At 71.4% G+C, this 16,789-nt stretch carries 14 protein-coding genes, 1 CRISPR repeat array and 1 other annotated feature; of the genes, 11 read left to right on the forward strand and 3 right to left on the reverse strand.

Annotated elements, in window-relative coordinates; all coding sequences use genetic code 11:
• Positions 1-118: 118 nt before the first annotated feature.
• The 10 genes from cas3 (at position 119) to LPC08_RS00470 (ending at position 13,018) form a co-directional block, all read left to right on the forward strand.
• Positions 119-2,875, forward strand: coding sequence for a CRISPR-associated helicase Cas3' (cas3, locus tag LPC08_RS00425; RefSeq protein ID WP_230450773.1), 2,757 nt, complete (start codon positions 119-121; stop codon positions 2,873-2,875).
• A gap of 326 nt (positions 2,876-3,201) precedes the next feature.
• Positions 3,202-4,830 (forward strand): type I-E CRISPR-associated protein Cse1/CasA, encoded by a 1,629-nt coding sequence (gene casA, locus LPC08_RS00430; protein ID WP_230450774.1) that lies wholly within the window; start codon positions 3,202-3,204, stop codon positions 4,828-4,830.
• Positions 4,827-5,390, forward strand: a complete 564-nt coding sequence (gene casB / locus LPC08_RS00435; RefSeq protein WP_230450775.1) for a type I-E CRISPR-associated protein Cse2/CasB — start codon at positions 4,827-4,829, stop codon at positions 5,388-5,390. Before casA ends, casB begins: the two co-directional genes overlap by 4 nt.
• A complete protein-coding gene (gene cas7e, locus LPC08_RS00440) occupies positions 5,387-6,466 on the forward strand; it encodes a type I-E CRISPR-associated protein Cas7/Cse4/CasC (RefSeq protein ID WP_230450776.1) in 1,080 nt (359 codons plus the stop codon). The genes casB and cas7e overlap by 4 nt, the downstream gene beginning before the upstream one ends.
• A gap of 4 nt (positions 6,467-6,470) precedes the next feature.
• The gene (gene cas5e / locus LPC08_RS00445; protein ID WP_230450777.1) at positions 6,471-7,238 is read left to right on the forward strand and encodes a type I-E CRISPR-associated protein Cas5/CasD; all 768 of its coding nucleotides are present in this window, start codon (positions 6,471-6,473) and stop codon (positions 7,236-7,238) included.
• Positions 7,235-7,936 (forward strand): type I-E CRISPR-associated protein Cas6/Cse3/CasE, encoded by a 702-nt coding sequence (gene cas6e / locus LPC08_RS00450; protein ID WP_230450778.1) that lies wholly within the window; start codon positions 7,235-7,237, stop codon positions 7,934-7,936. Before cas5e ends, cas6e begins: the two co-directional genes overlap by 4 nt.
• Positions 7,936-8,904: a type I-E CRISPR-associated endonuclease Cas1e gene (gene cas1e, locus LPC08_RS00455; protein ID WP_230450779.1), complete on the forward strand. Its 969-nt coding sequence runs from the start codon at positions 7,936-7,938 to the stop codon at positions 8,902-8,904. Before cas6e ends, cas1e begins: the two co-directional genes overlap by 1 nt.
• Entirely contained in the window at positions 8,885-9,217 is a 333-nt protein-coding gene (gene cas2e / locus LPC08_RS00460; protein WP_230450780.1) for a type I-E CRISPR-associated endoribonuclease Cas2e, read from the forward strand. Before cas1e ends, cas2e begins: the two co-directional genes overlap by 20 nt.
• Before the next feature lie 49 nt (positions 9,218-9,266).
• Positions 9,267-12,345: direct repeats of the CRISPR family, unit length 29 nt; unit sequence GTGTTCCCCGCGCTCGCGGGGATGAACCG.
• A gap of 41 nt (positions 12,346-12,386) precedes the next feature.
• Positions 12,387-12,629, forward strand: a complete 243-nt coding sequence (locus LPC08_RS00465; RefSeq protein WP_230450781.1) for a type II toxin-antitoxin system Phd/YefM family antitoxin — start codon at positions 12,387-12,389, stop codon at positions 12,627-12,629.
• Positions 12,629-13,018 (forward strand): type II toxin-antitoxin system VapC family toxin, encoded by a 390-nt coding sequence (locus LPC08_RS00470; protein ID WP_230450782.1) that lies wholly within the window; start codon positions 12,629-12,631, stop codon positions 13,016-13,018. Before LPC08_RS00465 ends, LPC08_RS00470 begins: the two co-directional genes overlap by 1 nt.
• A gap of 252 nt (positions 13,019-13,270) precedes the next feature.
• Here the strand turns inward: LPC08_RS00470 and LPC08_RS00475 are convergent, their stop codons facing one another.
• Positions 13,271-13,828, reverse strand: a complete 558-nt coding sequence (locus LPC08_RS00475) for a type IV secretory system conjugative DNA transfer family protein (RefSeq protein ID WP_230450783.1) — start codon at positions 13,826-13,828, stop codon at positions 13,271-13,273.
• Positions 13,829-13,970: 142 nt separating this feature from the next.
• Positions 13,971-14,552, reverse strand: coding sequence for a VOC family protein (locus LPC08_RS00480; protein WP_230450784.1), 582 nt, complete (start codon positions 14,550-14,552; stop codon positions 13,971-13,973).
• Positions 14,553-14,692: 140 nt separating this feature from the next.
• Between LPC08_RS00480 and LPC08_RS00485 the strand changes: the two genes are divergently transcribed.
• Positions 14,693-15,927 (forward strand): IS3 family transposase gene (locus tag LPC08_RS00485; RefSeq protein WP_230449651.1). Its coding sequence is split into 2 segments (ribosomal slippage): positions 14,693-14,987 and positions 14,987-15,927, totalling 1,236 coding nucleotides; the frame shifts between segments, so codons are not numbered across the junction.
• Positions 14,980-15,096: a sequence feature (AL1L pseudoknot), on the forward strand. It overlaps the preceding gene by 117 nt.
• 299 nt (positions 15,928-16,226) lie before the next feature.
• Here LPC08_RS00485 and LPC08_RS00490 read toward each other — a convergent pair.
• The gene (locus tag LPC08_RS00490) at positions 16,227-16,565 is read right to left on the reverse strand and encodes a response regulator (protein WP_230450785.1); all 339 of its coding nucleotides are present in this window, start codon (positions 16,563-16,565) and stop codon (positions 16,227-16,229) included.
• Between the last annotated feature and the right edge of the window lie 224 nt (positions 16,566-16,789).

Raw genomic sequence — 16,789 nt, forward strand, 5'->3', positions numbered from 1 at the left:
GGAGCATGGCCAACGCGTGACCAGAAAACTTCCCTCGACCAGATGTCGCGGCGATCTGAAAGGAAGTTTGAGAGAATATGAGAAGAAATGCTGCACCTCGTGACGGCGCATCCACGTCATGAACCTTTCATCGCTTTGGGGAAAAGCCCGGCCGCATCTCGACAATCAGGTCACCGCTCATCCGCTTGTGGCCCACGCCCTGGACGTCGCCGCCGTCGCGATGCTCCTCCCGGATGCGGATCGCCTGAATCTCGACAGGCGCTGCCTCGGCTTCTTCGTGTCCCTGCATGACATCGGGAAGATCTCGCGCGCGTTCCAGGCGCAGGCGCCTGCCCATTGGCCCGCCTCCATTCTCGGTCCTGTCCCTGATGCCGTTCCGGGCTTTCCGCACGACGTCATGGGATTGCACCTCCTTACCCACACCGTGCAGACGGAACTGGAGCCGGCCTTCCTGCCCGATGCGAAGGGGCGGCGGAGCTGGGTCAATCCCCTCCTGCAGGCCCTGGCGGGTCATCACGGCCGTCCGGCTGACGACGGCATCCCTAACGAGGCCGCACTCGGACCCTTGGCGACCGCCGCGGCGAAAGCCTTCGTCGCCGCCATGCGGGATGCCTTCCGGCCGCCGCCGCTTCCCTGCCCCGGCCGGGATCGTGCCGTGGAACGCCTGGGCTGGCAGCTCGCCGGGCTCGTCACCCTGGCGGACTGGATCGGCTCCCGGCAGGAATGGTTCCCCTATGTCGCGCCGGATGCGGTGGACGACCCGGCCGGCTACCTCCTGAACCGGGCGCTGCCGCAGGCGGCGCGGGCGATCGACGCGGCCGGGCTGGGCGCCGCCCCGGTGGCGCCCTTCGGCGGCGTGCGGCGGCTGTTCCCGGGCATCGACCGGCCCACCCCCGTCCAGTCCTGGGCGGAGACGGTGGCGCTGCCCCCCGGCCCGGTCCTGGCGGTGATCGAGGACCTGACGGGCAGCGGCAAGACGGAGGCCGCCTTGACCCTGGCGCATCGGCTCCTGGCCGACAGGAGGGCCGACGGGCTGTTCCTCGCCCTGCCCACCATGGCGACGGCGGGGGCCATGTTCGGCCGGCTGGCCGGGGCCTACCATCGGCTGTTCGAGGCGTCGGCGCATCCTTCCCTGGCCCTGGCGCATGGCCGCGCCGATCTCGACCCGCGCTTCCGTGCCGCCATCGCCCGTGAAGGGGAAGCTGCGGCGCCGGACCGCGGCCGCTCCCCGGACGACCCCGCCGACGAGGCGGCCGAGGCGCATTGCGCCGCCTGGCTGGCCGATGACCGCCGCCGCGCCCTGCTGGCGCAGGTGGGGGTGGGAACGATCGACCAGGCGCTGCTGTCCGTGCTGCCCGTGCGCCACGCGGCGCTGCGGCAGCGCGGGCTGGCCGGCAAGGTGCTGATCGTGGACGAGGCGCATGCCTTCGACCCGTACATGAACCGCGAGCTGCAGACGTTGCTTTGCTTCCACGCGGCGCTGGGCGGCTCGGCGATCCTGCTGTCGGCCACGCTGCCGCAGGCCGTGCGACAGGGGCTGGCGGATGCCTTCCGCGAGGGGCTGGAGGCGCCGCGCGCCGCGCTCTCCGCCACCGCCTATCCGCTGGCGACGCTCGTGGGCGCGACGGGCATCGCCGAGACGCCCTGCGCCCCGCGCGAGGGCCTGCCGCGCCGCGTCGCCGTGACCCACCTGCCGGACGAGGCTGCGGCGGTCGCGCGGATCGTGGAAGCCGCGTCGGCCGGCGCCGCCGTGGCCTGGGTGCGCAACACGGTGGACGAGGCGATCGCGGCCGCGGCCGCGCTGCGCGCGCAGGGCCTCGATCCGATGCTGTTCCACGCCCGCTTCGCCATGGTGGACCGCCTGCGGGTCGAGGCGGAGGTGCTGCGCCGCTTCGGCCGCGACGGCGACCCGGCCGAGCGGCCCGGCGTGCTGGTGGCGACCCAGGTGGTGGAGCAGTCGCTAGACCTCGACTTCGACCTGCTGGCGACGGACCTCGCGCCGATGGACCTGCTGATCCAGCGCGCCGGGCGGCTCTGGCGGCATGCGTGGCGCGGCCCGCGGCCGGTGCCGGGACCGGAGCTGCTGGTGGTCTCGCCCGAGCCGGCGGCGGACCCGCCCGTGGGCTGGCTGCGCGATGCCCTGCCGGGCACGGCGGCAGTGTACCGCGATCCTGCGCTGCTGTGGCGCACGGCGCGGGAGGTGTTCAGGCGCGGCGCGATCGCGACGCCCGAGGACATGCGGCCGCTGATCGAGGCGGCGTATGACCGCGACGCCCCCGGCGCCGTGCCGCCCGCCCTGGCCCGCGCGGCGCAGGAGGCGGAGGGGAAGGCGCATTCCGCGACCGGGCTGGCCGCGCAGAACGTCCTGGACGTGTGGAAGGGCTACAAGCGCGAACACGGCGCCTGGGACCCCGACACGAACACGCCGACGCGGCTGGAGGAGCGGGAGACGGTGACGCTGCGGCTCGCGGTGGTGCGGGACGGAAAGGTGCTGCCCTATGCCGAGGACGCGGACGTGCGGCGGGCCTGGGCGCTGTCGGAGGTGAGCGTCGTGCGAAGCCGCGTCGCGGCCTGCCCGGTGCCGGCGGGTCTGGGGGCGGCGGCCGAGGAGGCAAGGAAGGGGTGGGGGCGGTGGGAGCGGGAATCGCCGCGGCACCTGCTGGCAGTGGTGGGAGAAGTGCCGAGTATCCTCCGTACAGGCAACCTCGGGTCGGAAGGCCTAGGTGACGAGGACTGCTTATATTACACAGGGCAGGAGGGTGTATCGTTCAAGCCCAATCCCCGCGCTCGCGGGGATGATCCGGTGTGTGGGCGGGCAGAGGTGTTCGTTTGCATACAGCAATGTTCCCCGCGCTCGCGGGGATGGCCTCGCTAACTTTCCAGTTCATGCTTCGAATGAAAGCATCAGTTCGACGACCGTCAATACCATATCTCAAGGTGTGAGGGTTAGCAGAAAGTGTTAGTTCGTTTTCATTAAAAGTTCTACCTAAAAAGACTTGACGAGCGATCGCAGGTGCGCCAGCGTCACAGGCGACCGACGGGGAGGCACCCCCATCGGTCGCACTTGTGTCTTGTAAACGCTGGCAAAGTTAGGAGGAGCTGATGTGGCAAACACGCCCCAGAAGAGTCGTTTCGGGCTAAGCCCGTTTACGGCCCTGGAGTGCAAACTCACTCCAGGGCAACTAAGCCATGAGAGCCCCGATGTTGTCGAGGGTCGAAAATTTGCCGTTCAATCTCGTTGCCGCCCCGTGGCTACCTGTTCTCCGCCATAGCGGAACCCGCAACACCATCCGCCCCGCGCAGCTCACCGACCGCATCGACGACGATCCCATCGTCGCACTCGACTGGCCGCGCGCCGACTTCCGGGTTGCCGGGCTGGAATTCCTGATCGGCCTGCTCTCCACCACCCTGCCGCCCGCCGAGCACAATGACTGGCTGGACGGCTGGGACACGCCGCCCCTGCCCGAGGCGCTGGACGCCGCCTTCGCGCCGATCGCCCATGCCTTCGACCTCGACGGCCCCGGCCCGCGCTTCCTGCAGGACCGCGAAGACCTCGTCTCCGACTCCGAACCCGTCGAGCGGCTGCTGATCGAGAGTCCCGGCGGCAGCACGAACAGCAAGAACACCGACCTGCTGGTGCGCCGCAACCGCTTCTCGGCCCTCGGCCGCCCGGCGGCGGCGATGGCGCTCTACACCTTCCAGTCCTGGGCACCGGCGGGCGGCGCCGGCAACCGCACGGGGCTGCGCGGCGGCGGCCCGATGGTGACGCTGGTGGCGCCGGGCAAGGCGGAGACGCTGTGGCACCTGCTCTGGGCCAATGTCCTGGTGGGCGAGGCGCCGGCGCCCGAGGAGCTGCCGCGCGTCTTCCCGTGGCTGGCACCGACCCTCACCTCCGAGGGCGCGACGGTGGTGGTGCCGGAGGTGAATGCCCATCCGCTGCAATGCTGGTGGGGCATGCCGCGCCGCATCCGCCTGGACTTCGCCGAAGCCGGAGCGCCGACGCCCTGCGACCTGACCGGCGTTCCCGACACGCTGCGCGTCACCGGATGGCGGCAGCGGCCGCGCGGGGCGAACTACGCCGCCTGGGGCGGACGCCACCCGCTGACGCCGTGCTACCGGCTCAAGCCCGGCAGCGAGGTGCTGCCCCTGCACCCACAGCCCGGCGGTGTCGGCTATCGCCACTGGCTCGGCTTGGTGACGGAGGGCGATGGCGGGCTGCGGAGCCCGGCCCCTGTCGTCGCCGCGTGGCGGCGCATCGACCGGCGTGCCTATGACGTGGGCCCGCGCACCCGCCTGCTCGCGGCCGGCTACGACATGGACAACATGAAGGCCCGCGGCTTCGTGGAAAGCGAGATGCCGCTGCCTGGCGCCGCCGAGCCGGAGGCGCAGGACGCTCTCGCCCGCGCCCTGGTGCGGTCGGCCGACGCGGTGGCGGGGCTGTTGCGGAACGCGGTGCGCCAGGCGCTGTTCTCCGCCGGCACCACGGTGAAGCTCGATGCCGAGCTGCTGGCCAGCCAGCGGGAGCGGCTGTGGGAACGCACGGAGGCCGCCTTCTTCGACGCCTTGCTGCGCCAGGGCGAGGAGGCGGAGCAGGAGGCGATGGCCAAGTGGCTGCGCCTGCTGCGCAGCACGGCGCTGAGCCTGTTCGACGAGGCGGCGCCGCTGCGCCCCGAAACCAGCATGGCCACGGCCGCCCCACGCATCGCCGCCGCGCGCCGGCGCTTGCTCTTCGCCCTGACAGGCCATGGCAAGGATGGCGTCGCGTTGTTCGGAACCCTCGGCCTGCCCCTGCCGGTGCCGGCCGCCCAGAGGAAGGGGAAAGCTGCGTGACGCGCGACGAGAGGATCCTCGCCACCGTCGCCTGGTGGCGTCAGCTGCAGCCGGACCCGCCGCATCGCGCGGGCGACCGCGGCGCCCTGGCCCGACTGCGCCGCTGCGCCAGCGTGGCGGAGGCGATGAACGAGCCCGCCACCATCGACCTCGCACGCCGTTGCGGCGTCCGCCACCCCGACGCGCTGGTGGAGGTGGCCCTGGCCGCCGCCGTGCTGGCGCATCTGCGGGAGGACCGGCAGGGCATGACGGTGGCGCGGCAGGTCGGCCCGCAGAACGGGCCGGAGGCGCTGGACACCGCGCTGATGAAGCCGCTGCGCTTCCAGCGGATGATGACGGCCGTCACGCCGGACGAGCGGCTGGCCGCGATGCGCCGCCTCGTCGCGCTGGCCGGCGGCGCGCTGAACCTGCGCGATCTGGCCGGGGCGCTGCTCTACTGGACGGAGGAGCGCCGCCGCCACTGGACCTACGACTACTGGGGCGTCGGCCAGCCGGCCAACCCCCGCCCCTCCCCGAACGCGCCCTCCCCGACCGCGCCCGACAAGGACGACGCCGCATGAGCCGCTTCCTGCAGCTCCACCTCCTCACCTTCTTCCCGCCCGCCAACCTCAACCGCGACGACACCGGCCGCCCCAAGACCGCCGTGGTGGGCGGCGCCACCCGGCTGCGCCTGTCCTCCCAGGCGCTCAAGCGCGCCTGGCGCACCTCCGAGGTCTTCGCGGCGGCGCTGGCGGACCATATGGGCCAGCGGACCCAGCGCCTGGGCGAGGATGTGCTGGCGCATCTCAAGGCGGGCGGCATGGCGGAAGACAAGGCGCTGGCCGTCGCCCGCGCCATCGCGGACGTCTTCGGCAAGGTCAAGGACGCCAAGGACAAGAACCCCGCGCGGATCGAGCAGCTCGCCTTCGTCGCGCCGGAGGAGCGTGCGGCGGCACTGGCGCTGGCCGACCGCGCTCTCGCCGGGGAGAAGGTGGGCGAGGCCGAGGTCAAGGCCGCCGGCCTGCTGCGCCGCACCGACACCGCGGCCGACATCGCGCTCTTCGGCCGCATGCTGGCCGAAACCCCCGACTACAACCGCGAGGCGGCGGCGCAGGTGGCGCACGCGATCACCACCCACCGTGTCGCGGTGGAGGACGACTACTACACCGCCGTGGACGACCTGAAGCGCCCCAGCGAGGATGCGGGCGCGGGCTTCCTGGGCGAGGCCGCCTTCGGCTCGGGCGTGTTCTACCTCTACCTCTGCGTGGACACCGCGCTGCTGGCGCGCAACCTCGGCGGCGACGCGGCGCTGGCCGCCACCGCCCTGGGCGCCCTGGCCGAGGCGGCGGCGACCGTGGCGCCGCGCGGCAAGCAGAACTCCTTCGCCGCGCATGGCCGCGCCGGCTACGTGCTCGCCGAGCGCGGCGACGGCCAGCCGCGCACCCTCGCCGGCGCCTTCGCCGCCCCGGTCGAGCCGGAGGAGGGGCGCGGCCCCGGCGGATCGGGGAGCGACGTCATGGCCGCCTCGATCGGCCGGCTGCGCGCCTTCCGTGCCGCGCTCGACAAGGCCTATGGCAGCGCCGCCGAAGCCTCGGCCGAGATGGTGGTGGGCGGCGAGGGGACGCTCGCCGAGATCGTCGCCTTCGCGCGCGGCTGAGCCGGTGCCCGCCTACCTCACCTTCGCCCTCGTCGCGCCGCTGGCCTCCTTCGGCGGCATCGCGGTGGGGGAGCGGCGCGGCGGCTGGGACCGTCCGGCGCGCTCGGCCGTGCTCGGCCTGCTCGGGGCCTGCCTGGGCGTGGAGCGGGAGGACGATGCGGCCCAGGCGGCGCTGGCGGCGGATTACGGCCTCGCGCTGCTCTGCCACGCGCCCGGCCGGCTGCTGCCGGACTACCACACGGCCCAGATGCCGCCCGCGCTGCGCAACCGGCGCTTCGCGACCCGGGCGGAGGAGCTGGCCGCGCCGGGGCTGAACACCGTGCTCTCGCGCCGGGACTACCGCAGCGGCGCCTGGCACCTCGGCGCCCTCTGGGCCCGGGGAGAGGCGCCGCGCTGGTCCCTGGAGCAGTTGCGGGACGCCATGGCCCGGCCGACCTTCGTGCCCTATCTCGGCCGCAAATCCTGCCCGCTGGGCCTGCCCCTCGCCCCGGAGATCGCGACGGCGGACGACCCGACCGCCGCCCTGGAGCGTCGCCGCGCGGAGGGACCGGAGGCGCGCCTGCTTCTGCCCCGGGCGGGCCGGCGCGAGACCCCGCTGCGCGACCTGTTGGCGGACCAGCCCGCCGATCCGCTCATCGTGCTCGACGCGGCCGATGCGGGCGCCGATCCGCGCCTGCTGCGGGTGGAGATGCGGCGGGACCAGCCGCGCTCCCGCCGCCGCTGGCAGTTCGACCTGCGGCCGGAGGCCGTGCTGCGCGGGACGGCATCGTGAGCGGACCCTCGGGAGAGCTCTGGCTGTCGCGCATCCGGCTGCGGCGGGAGGCGCCGGTGGCGGCGCTGGCGCGGCTGCTGGTGCCGGAGGGCGAAGGTGCGCGCACCGCGGCGGGACACCACCTGATCTGGTCCGTCTTCTCCGACGGGCCGGAACGCCGCCGCGACTTCCTGTGGCGGGAGGAGGCGCCGGGCCGCTTCCTCGCCCTCTCCGCCCGTCGGCCGGAGGACGCCACCGGCCTGTTCACGGTGGAGAGCCGCCCCTTCGAGCCGGCCCTCGCGCCCGGCGACCGGCTGGGCTTCGCGCTGCGGGCCAACCCCGTGGTGTCCCGCACCGCCGGGCCGGGACGGCGCGGCCAGCGGCACGACGTGGTGATGGATGCGCTACGCCATGTGCCGCCCGGGCCGGAACGGGCCGAGGCGCGGCCGGCGACCATCCTCTCGGCCGGGCGCGCCTGGCTGGCGGGACAGGGCGAGCGCCACGGCTTCCGCCCGGACGGCACGGTGGCGGTGGACGGCTATGAGCGCCGGCCGGTGCCGCGGGAGGGGGGCGGCACGGCGGTCCTCGGGGTGCTGGAGTTCGAGGGCGTGCTGACGGTGGAGGACCCGGCCCGCTTCCTCGCCGCGCTGGCCGCGGGCTTCGGCAAGGCGCGCGCCTTCGGTCTGGGCCTGATGCTGATCCGCCGCGACAGGCGCTGATGGCCGGCGCCGCCCGCCCGATCCCCGGCCTGCCGCCGCCCCGCCCCATCCCGATCCGCGAGCGCGCCTCCATCCTCTTCGTCGAGAAGGGGCGTCTGGACGTGCTCGACGGCGCCTTCGTGCTGGTGGACGAGAACGGCGTGCGCCTGCACATCCCGGTGGGTGGCCTCGTCTGCCTGATGCTGGAGCCGGGCACGCGCGTCAGCCACGCCGCGGTGGTGCTGGCGGCCCGCGCCGGCACGCTGCTGATCTGGGTGGGCGAGGCGGGCGTGCGCCTCTACGCCGCCGGCCAGCCCGGGGGCGCGCGGGCCGATCGGCTGCTGTTGCAGGCCCGCCTCGCGCTCGACGACGAGGCGCGGCTTCGGGTCGTGCGCAAGATGTACGCGCTGCGCTTCGGCGAGGACGCGCCGGCCCGCCGGTCGGCGGACCAGTTGCGCGGCATCGAGGGCGCGCGGGTGCGCGAGACCTACAGGCTGCTGGCGCAGCGGCATGGCGTCGCCTGGGAAGGCCGGCGCTACGACCCGCAGGCCTGGGATGTCTCGGACACGGTGAACCGCTGCCTGTCCGCCGCGACCGCCGCCCTCTACGGCGTGACCGAGGCAGCCGTGCTGGCGGCCGGCTACGCGCCGGCCATCGGCTTCCTGCACACCGGCAAGCCGCAGAGCTTCGTCTACGATATCGCCGACATCCTGAAGTTCGAGACCGTGGTGCCGGAGGCTTTCCGGGTCTGCGCCGCCTTCGAGACGGGGCGGTCGCTGGACGGCCAGGCGGTGCGCGACCCGGTGGCGGAGGTGCGGCGCCGCTGCCGCGACGCCTTCCGGCGAAGCGACGTGCTGGGAAAGCTGATCCCCCTGATCGAGGAGGTGCTGGCTGCCGGTGGCCTGCCGTTGCCGAGCGCACCGGAGGAGGCGATGCCCGTGGCGTTCGAGGCTCCACCAGGGTTGGGCGATGCTGGTCATCGTGGTTGAGAACGCGCCGCCCCGTCTGCGGGGGCGGCTGGCGGTGTGGCTGCTGGAGATCAGGGCCGGGGTCTATGTCGGGACCTATGGTCGCCGCGTGCGCGAGATGCTGTGGGAGCAGGTGCAGACGGGCATCGAGGACGGCAATGCCGTGATCGCCTGGGCCGCTCCGACCGATGCGGGGTTCCTGTTCGAGACCTGTGGCCGGAATCGGCGTGTGCCGACGGATTTGGATGGCTTTCGACTGGTCGCCTTCGGGCCGGAGGCAGCATACTCGGCTCTGCCTCCACTACAGCATCGGAACAGGCGTTCCGACCGGTAGATCATTTGACAACCAAATATAGAAGCCAGAACAATTGGTTATAAGAAGGGTGTTTCCCGCGCTCGCGGGGATGAACCGGCGCAGTACGCCACCTATCTGCGCGAATTGGAGTGTTTCCCGCGCTCGCGGGGATGAACCGAGCCTGATCGCTCGGGAGAGCGCAGAGGGCGAGTGTTTCCCGCGCTCGCGGGGATGAACCGCGCAAGGGCGCCGGCGGCATCCGCCTGCCTCGGTGTTTCCCGCGCTCGCGGGGATGAACCGATCACGGCGCTGGAGGCCAAGGCTCTGGAGATGTGTTTCCCGCGCTCGCGGGGATGAACCGGCCGGGCGGATCGTGGGCCGTCAGGTCAGGATGTGTTTCCCGCGCTCGCGGGGATGAACCGAGTGCGCGCGGGAGCGCGAGGCGGAGAAGGCAGTGTTTCCCGCGCTCGCGGGGATGAACCGTTCGCCAGCAGCGTGTCCGCCGACGCCTCGGGGTGTTTCCCGCGCTCGCGGGGATGAACCGCCGGTGCCGCCCGAGCTGGCCGAGTGGCTGCGGTGTTTCCCGCGCTCGCGGGGATGAACCGCGCCGCATGCCCGTCTCGCCGCCGAGATGCGCGTGTTTCCCGCGCTCGCGGGGATGAACCGGAGAGAGCCGCGCGAACGGCGGCAGCATGGGCGTGTTTCCCGCGCTCGCGGGGATGAACCGGCTCGGGTTGCGGAGAATCTGCCAGGAATCCCGTGTTTCCCGCGCTCGCGGGGATGAACCGGCGTGGCAGCTCCATCACGGCATGCAGGACGTGTGTTTCCCGCGCTCGCGGGGATGAACCGACGAATATGGCGCGCAATATAATCAATCCCTTGTGTTTCCCGCGCTCGCGGGGATGAACCGTCCGTCTTGCCCGTGGCGGCGGACGTAACCATGTGTTTCCCGCGCTCGCGGGGATGAACCGCCCGGGGCCTCCCCGGATGCCAAGCAAAAGGCGTGTTTCCCGCGCTCGCGGGGATGAACCGCAGCGGGAGGATGAGGAAAACGACGGGTGGATGTGTTTCCCGCGCTCGCGGGGATGAACCGCGACACGAGCTGCGAAGGCGCCTTCGAGAGCAGTGTTTCCCGCGCTCGCGGGGATGAACCAAGCAAGCGGCGTCGATCACGCCGACAACAGGCGTGTTTCTCGCGCTCGCGGGGATGAACCGCCTTGGCCAAAGCCCTCGACAGGCAAGCCATGGTGTTTCCCGCGCTCGCGGGGATGAACCGGGGCGGTGGTTCTGGGAGCCGCCTGCTCGGCTGTGTTTCCCGCGCTCGCGGGGATGAACCGGACAGGACACGAAGCTCCACCGACACCACGCCGTGTTTCCCGCGCTCGCGGGGATGAACCGGTATAGGTGGCCGCCGTGGCGCCGGAGATGTCGTGTTTCCCGCGCTCGCGGGGATGAACCGGCCTCGGAGATGCGCGAGCGGGGCACGGCGACGTGTTTCCCGCGCTCGCGGGGATGAACCGGAACTCTCGAACAGGCCGTCGAGCAGGGAGGAGTGTTTCCCGCGCTCGCGGGGATGAACCGGCTGTCCAGGGCGCTCCCGTTGCTCACGGAGCGTGTTTCCCGCGCTCGCGGGGATGAACCGACCGGGTTGGCGGCGTTGCTCTGGATCGTGGCGTGTTTCCCGCGCTCGCGGGGATGAACCGCTCACAGGTCTTCGTCGTTCTCGATTCCGCCGGTGTTTCCCGCGCTCGCGGGGATGAACCGGCACTGCGGCTGCTGTTCACCCCGGGCGGCAGGTGTTTCCCGCGCTCGCGGGGATGAACCCTCACCACCACCGCCACGACGCGAACCCAGTCCGTGTTTCCCGCGCTCGCGGGGATGAACCGGTCAGGGCGGTCACGGCGGTTTCCATAGGGGGGTGTTTCCCGCGCTCGCGGGGATGAACCGGTGCAGTGGTGGCTCGCCCAGTTGGATCGCTAGTGTTTCCCGCGCTCGCGGGGATGAACCGAACGGCGGCTTCATGATGGACCGCTGGCGCCCGTGTTTCCCGCGCTCGCGGGGATGAACCGACCTGGGGAGATCACCCTCCGGGCCGCCCGGGGTGTTTCCCGCGCTCGCGGGGATGAACCGACCTGGGGAGATCACCCTCCGGGCCGCCCGGGGTGTTTCCCGCGCTCGCGGGGATGAACCGGTATGGCCCGAGGGGGCGGTCAGGCGCGTATCGTGTTTCCCGCGCTCGCGGGGATGAACCGGCCCGCGCCACCGCCTCGGTGACGCCCCACATGTGTTTCCCGCGCTCGCGGGGATGAACCGCCCTCGCCCGACACGTCCGGCTCGATGTACGCGTGTTTCCCGCGCTCGCGGGGATGAACCGCCATCCTCGCGGGGGATTCCGAGGACGAGGACGTGTTTCCCGCGCTCGCGGGGATGAACCGACGAAGTGCGCCCGGATGTCATCGTCCCATTGGTGTTTCCCGCGCTCGCGGGGATGAACCGGAGGGCGATACGCTCTCCGTGGCCTACGGCAAGTGTTCCCCGCGCTCGCGGGGATGAACCGTTGGCGCCGGCAATGGAATGCACGGAGGTACCGTGTTCCCCGCGCTCGCGGGGATGAACCGGGCGATACCCCTCCGATTCCTGGCATGCCGGAGTGTTCCCCGCGCTCGCGGGGATGAACCGACCCCCGTGGTGCCGGAGCAGTACAGGCCCCGGTGTTCCCCGCGCTCGCGGGGATGAACCGACGTTGGTGATCGTGCCGCCGGCGATGGTGACGTGTTCCCCGCGCTCGCGGGGATGAACCGTTGCCCGCCGCGGCGAGGTCGGGGCAGTCGGAGTGTTCCCCGCGCTCGCGGGGATGAACCGCTGGTCTTCGGGGGCAGGGATCCGGATGCGTTGTGTTCCCCGCGCTCGCGGGGATGAACCGGACTCCGTCTCGGCTGCCCTCGCGGTGCGGATGTGTTCCCCGCGCTCGCGGGGATGAACCGCTCGCCGCCTACCTGCCGCGGCAGCCGGAGCAGTGTTCCCCGCGCTCGCGGGGATGAACCGCCGCTCCCGCTGGCCGCCACCCGGTACTCGGAGTGTTCCCCGCGCTCGCGGGGATGAACCGTACCAGCGCGCCCGCCCGCAGCCGGCGTTATGGTGTTCCCCGCGCTCGCGGGGATGAACCTAATACTGGACTAAGTCTAGTCCGACCTGATATAAGAAGCATATGGAAACCGTCAATATCCACGCGGCCAAGACGCAGCTCTCGCGCTTGGTCGATGCCGCCGCCGCCGGGCAGGAGATCGTGATCGCTCGCGCCGGCAAGCCTGTGGCCAAGCTCGTGCCCCTCGACGGTCCGATAAGGAGGCCGCGGAGAGTGCTGGGCAGCTTGTCCGGCCACCTGCGGGTGCCGACAGACTTCGACGTGCCACTGCCAGACGAGGTACTGGACGCCTTCGGGACGCGCTGATGCGCCTGTTGCTGGACACCCATGTGCTGCTGTGGGCGTTGGCGGAGCCGGGACGACTGGATGCCGGGGTCCGGGCTCTGCTCGAGGACCCGGAGAACGACGTGCTGTTCAGCGCTGCCAGCATCTGGGAGATCGCCATCAAGGCTGGTCTCGGCCGCACCGACTTCGCGGTGCGGCCGGAGGAGGTCGCCAGCGCGGCGGTCGCGACCGGCTTCACGGAGCTGCCGGTGCGGGCCGAGGTTGCCGCCCGGGTAGTGGAACTGCCACCATACCACCGCGACCCTTTCGACCGGCTGCTGGTGGCGCAGGCCATGGCCGGGCCGCTGCGGCTCTACACCGCCGACCCGTTGCTACCGCCCTACACGGAACTGGTCACGCTGATCGGCTGATGCCGCCCAAACGGACGCCGGCTACACGCGAATGCCGCGCTGCCGTGCTGGTTTGGCAGTGTCTGCCTGCGTGGCTGCGCGCTTCGCAGCTCGGCCGGCGGCGGCCATCCCCTGCCAGTATTGCGTCGCGGCCAAGGCTTGCCCCTGCGCCAGCTTTGACGAGCTGGCGCCGGCCGTGGGGGACGCTTCCGCCCGGCGCGGCGCGGTGCCGCGGGATGGGTTGGAACCCCTGGTGTCGGACATGCCGTCCTCCTATTCCGCCGCCTGCTTGTGGAAGCGGCTGGCCTCGATCGCCGCGCACAGTTCGGGTCGGCGGAAGTAGATCGCGCGCCCGCAGCGCAGCGGCCTGGAGCCACGGGCGAACACGAAGGCCTCGTCACCGCGCACGTCCTGCAGCAGTTCGTCGGGGCGGATCAGCGCGCGCGCCATCTCGTGCCGGTTCATGCTGGTGCCCTTGGAGCGCGACCCGGCTTCCAGGGGCTTGCCCTGACTGCCGGTGCTGCGGCCCTCGCTCTCGGCCAGCACCGAGTGCCCGCCGGCCGCGTCCGAGACCGACTTCGCGGTGTCGGTGTTCTGCACGGCGGCGTACATGCGCCAGCTCACGCTGTCGAACCAGGCGTTGCGGCCCTGTCGGCCCCACTGTTCCAGGAGCTGGTCCTCGGCCTGGTAGAGCAGTTGCAGGGTGATCCCGTACTTGCGGCCGGCGTCGCGGGCGACCTCCAGGATCTTCATCGGCCCCAGCCGGCGGACCTCGTCGAGCAGAAACAGCACCCGGCCCTGCACGGCGCCGTCCGCCTCGTAGATGGTCACGGCCACCGAGACGATCCGTCCGAGCCTTTCGCCAGCATCTCGCGAAGGTCAGTCTTGTCGTCGGTCATCGTGGTGGTCCGAGGTTCAGGTTGTCGGTCTCAGCAACCCAACCCTGCCATGAACCACCGCGGTGACCGCCCACTCAGGAACGGACAGCCCCTACACCACCTGCCGGGACACGACCGAACGGCCTTGGCAACCAGGCGTCCGCCTGACTGTCACTCGGATAGTAGTTCCCGCCCGGGATCGACTGAAGCTCGATGAGGCCACCCCAGGGCGGGACCACATAGACGCTGCCGTTCCCGGGCGTGTCTTCGTGGCGTGAGTTGCCGTGCACTTCGGACAGTGGCCTTGCACCGGCATCAACGATCCGCCGCAGCGCGCTTTGGAGATCGTCGCAGTAGACGCTGATGTGGTTCCATCCGCGGTCGGCAAGTCCAATGGGCTCTGCCGGATCTCTCGTCTGGACCTCGAATATCTCCAGGTTGGGGCCGTTGCCGATGCGCATCAGGCGCTGGCGGACGATACGTGAACCGGGCGGCAGTCCCAGCTGGCGTTCCACCTCCGGTCCCTCGCGTGGCGGATCGTCCTGTGTCAGGCCGTCGTAGCACCAGCGCGCACCCAGCCCGTCCGTGAGGAAGCGCGTGGCGATATCGAGGTCCGGAACGGTCAGCCCGAGATGATTGATCCCCCGCGGCAGCACGCCATACTGGTCCTCGCTCATTCCGGCCTCTGTCCTTTGCTCATGCCCACGGGCACACCCTACGGGATCGTCCCGCAAGCTGAGAACCTTGTCCGGCCGGACCCGCGTCCCTGAACCGCGCCGGGTTTGGCGGAGGCTCCAACCGTTGAGAGGATGGAGCGATGACGGCGAAGAAGACGGCGGCGAGCTACTCGCCTGAGGTTCGGGAGCGGTCGGTGCGGCTGGTGCTGGACGGCGCCGGGGAGCATGGCTCGCAATGGGCGGCGATTGGCTCGATCGCGGCGAAGATCGGCTGCACGGCGGAGACGCTGCGTCGCTGGGTCCGGCAGGCCGAGCGTGACCGCGGCAAGCGTGCCGGGCCCACGAGCGAGGATCGGGATCGCATCAAGGCGCTGGAGCGGGAGAACCGCGAGCTGCGCCAGGCGAACGAGATCCTGCGCAAGGCATCAGCGTATTTTGCCCTGGCGGAGCTCGACCGCCGGTCGAAGCCATGATCGCCTTCATCGACGATCATCGGGGCGTGTACGGGGTCGAGTCGATCTGCCGGGTTCTGCCGATCGCCCCGTCCACCTACCACGCCCATGCCGCGCGCCGCGCCGATCCCACTCTGGGCTCGGCCAGGTCGCAGCGGGACAGCATGCTGCGGGCGGAGGTGCGGCGGGTCCACGCCGAGAACTTCGGCGTCTACGGCGTGCGGAAGGTCTGGCGCCAGCTCGGCCGCGAGGGGACGTCGGTCGCCCGCTGCACGGTGGCGCGGCTGATGCGCCAGATGGGCCTGCGCGGCGTGGTGCGTGGCAAGGAGACCAGGACGACGGTGCCCGACAAGGGCGCGCCATGCCCGGCCGACCGGGTAAACCGGCAGTTCCTGGCGCCGCGGCCGAACCTGCTCTGGGTGTCGGACTTCACCTACGTCGCGACCTGGCAGGGCTTCGTCTACGTCGCCTTCGTCATCGACACCTTCGCGCGGCGGATCGTCGGCTGGCGGGTGTCGCGCACCTCCCATGCTGGCTTCGTCCTGGATGCCCTGGAGCAGGCGCTGCATGACCGGCGGCCTGTCCAGGGCATGGGGCTGATCCATCACAGCGATCGCGGGGTCCAATACGTGTCTATCCGCTACACCGAGCGCCTGGCGGAAGCGGGCATCGAGCCGTCGGTCGGCAGCGTCGGCGACAGCTACGACAACGCGCTGGCCGAGAGCGTCATCGGCCTGTTCAAGACCGAGGTCATTCGGCGCCGCGGCCCGTGGCGCAGCCTGGAGGGCGTCGAGTTCGCCACCCTCGAATGGGTGGACTGGTTCAACAACCGCCGCCTCCTCGAGCCGATCGGAAACATCCCGCCCGCCGAGGCGGAGGCGCGCTACTATGCCGCCCAGGAGGCCATAGCCCTGGCGGCCTGACTCACGCCAAACAGCCTCCGCCAAACCCGGCGCGGTTCATCCCTGGTCCGAAGGGACGGTCCATCCCCACCGGTAGGAACCGGAGGCCCGGATGCGGAAGAGGTCGCCGAATACCCCAGCCTGCGGAACGTCTCCGCCGGGGTGTCGCGCAAGGAAGCTTCGGCCCGTCTTGCCTCCCTGCCGTCGCGGCAAGGGGCCGCGATGGCGGTGGCCGGGAGGTGAGAAGGCGCAGGCCCGGACGGGAGGCGGCGGAACCCCCCTCGGCAACGGCGGATGATGCCCCGCACCCGCCTCGCGACCTACAGAAGCTTGGTGACCAGTGAGATCAGTTCGGTCGGCTTGAACGGCTTTGGCAGGGCGCGCTCATTCGACCGCAGCGGCCGGTCCTCCAGCCGCCAGACCCTGCCCGTCATGAAGATGACCCGGACATCCGGCTGAACCCGCCGCGCCTGGGTCGCCATCTCGAAGCCGTCCAGGCCCTGCACGCCCAGGTCGATATCCGTCACCAGGACGCCGCAATGAGGCTCGGAGCCCAGGATCTGGAGCGCCTCGGCCGGGTCCGAGGCGCTCCTCACCACGAAATCCTCCTCCTCCAACGCCATCAGCAGCGCCTCGCGGACGAGTTCATCGTCTTCCACCAAAAGGACGTCACACATGGCCGGGTCCCGCCACTGAGTTGCAGCCCTGGAAACGACAAGGCCGCAGCGTGGATGCCAGGGCGTGGCATACTGGGCTGCGTATCGTGGCCCGGAAGCATCGTGCCGGGTTTGCAACCCCTGGCCCACCCGGGCCTGGCGCCCGGGGCAAGGAACCGGCCCAGGCGACCGCGAGGGTTGGGGCCCGTCGAACAGGGGCGGCGGGA

Source organism: Roseomonas sp. OT10, assembly GCF_020991085.1.
Taxonomy (GTDB): domain Bacteria; phylum Pseudomonadota; class Alphaproteobacteria; order Acetobacterales; family Acetobacteraceae; genus Roseomonas; species Roseomonas cutis.

Bases quoted from the DNA above. Each gene is read 5' to 3' on its own strand.
- cas1e (WP_230450779.1), top strand. From the start codon at position 7,936: ATGGCCGGCGCCGCCCGCCCGATCCCCGGCCTGCCGCCGCCCCGCCCC.
- LPC08_RS00465 (WP_230450781.1), top strand. From the start codon at position 12,387: ATGGAAACCGTCAATATCCACGCGGCCAAGACGCAGCTCTCGCGCTTG.
- cas7e (WP_230450776.1), top strand. From the start codon at position 5,387: ATGAGCCGCTTCCTGCAGCTCCACCTCCTCACCTTCTTCCCGCCCGCC.
- casA (WP_230450774.1), top strand. From the start codon at position 3,202: ATGTTGTCGAGGGTCGAAAATTTGCCGTTCAATCTCGTTGCCGCCCCG.
- LPC08_RS00470 (WP_230450782.1), top strand. From the start codon at position 12,629: ATGCGCCTGTTGCTGGACACCCATGTGCTGCTGTGGGCGTTGGCGGAG.
- cas2e (WP_230450780.1), top strand. From the start codon at position 8,885: ATGCTGGTCATCGTGGTTGAGAACGCGCCGCCCCGTCTGCGGGGGCGG.
- cas3 (WP_230450773.1), top strand. From the start codon at position 119: ATGAACCTTTCATCGCTTTGGGGAAAAGCCCGGCCGCATCTCGACAAT.
- LPC08_RS00480 (WP_230450784.1), bottom strand. From the start codon at position 14,552: ATGAGCGAGGACCAGTATGGCGTGCTGCCGCGGGGGATCAATCATCTC.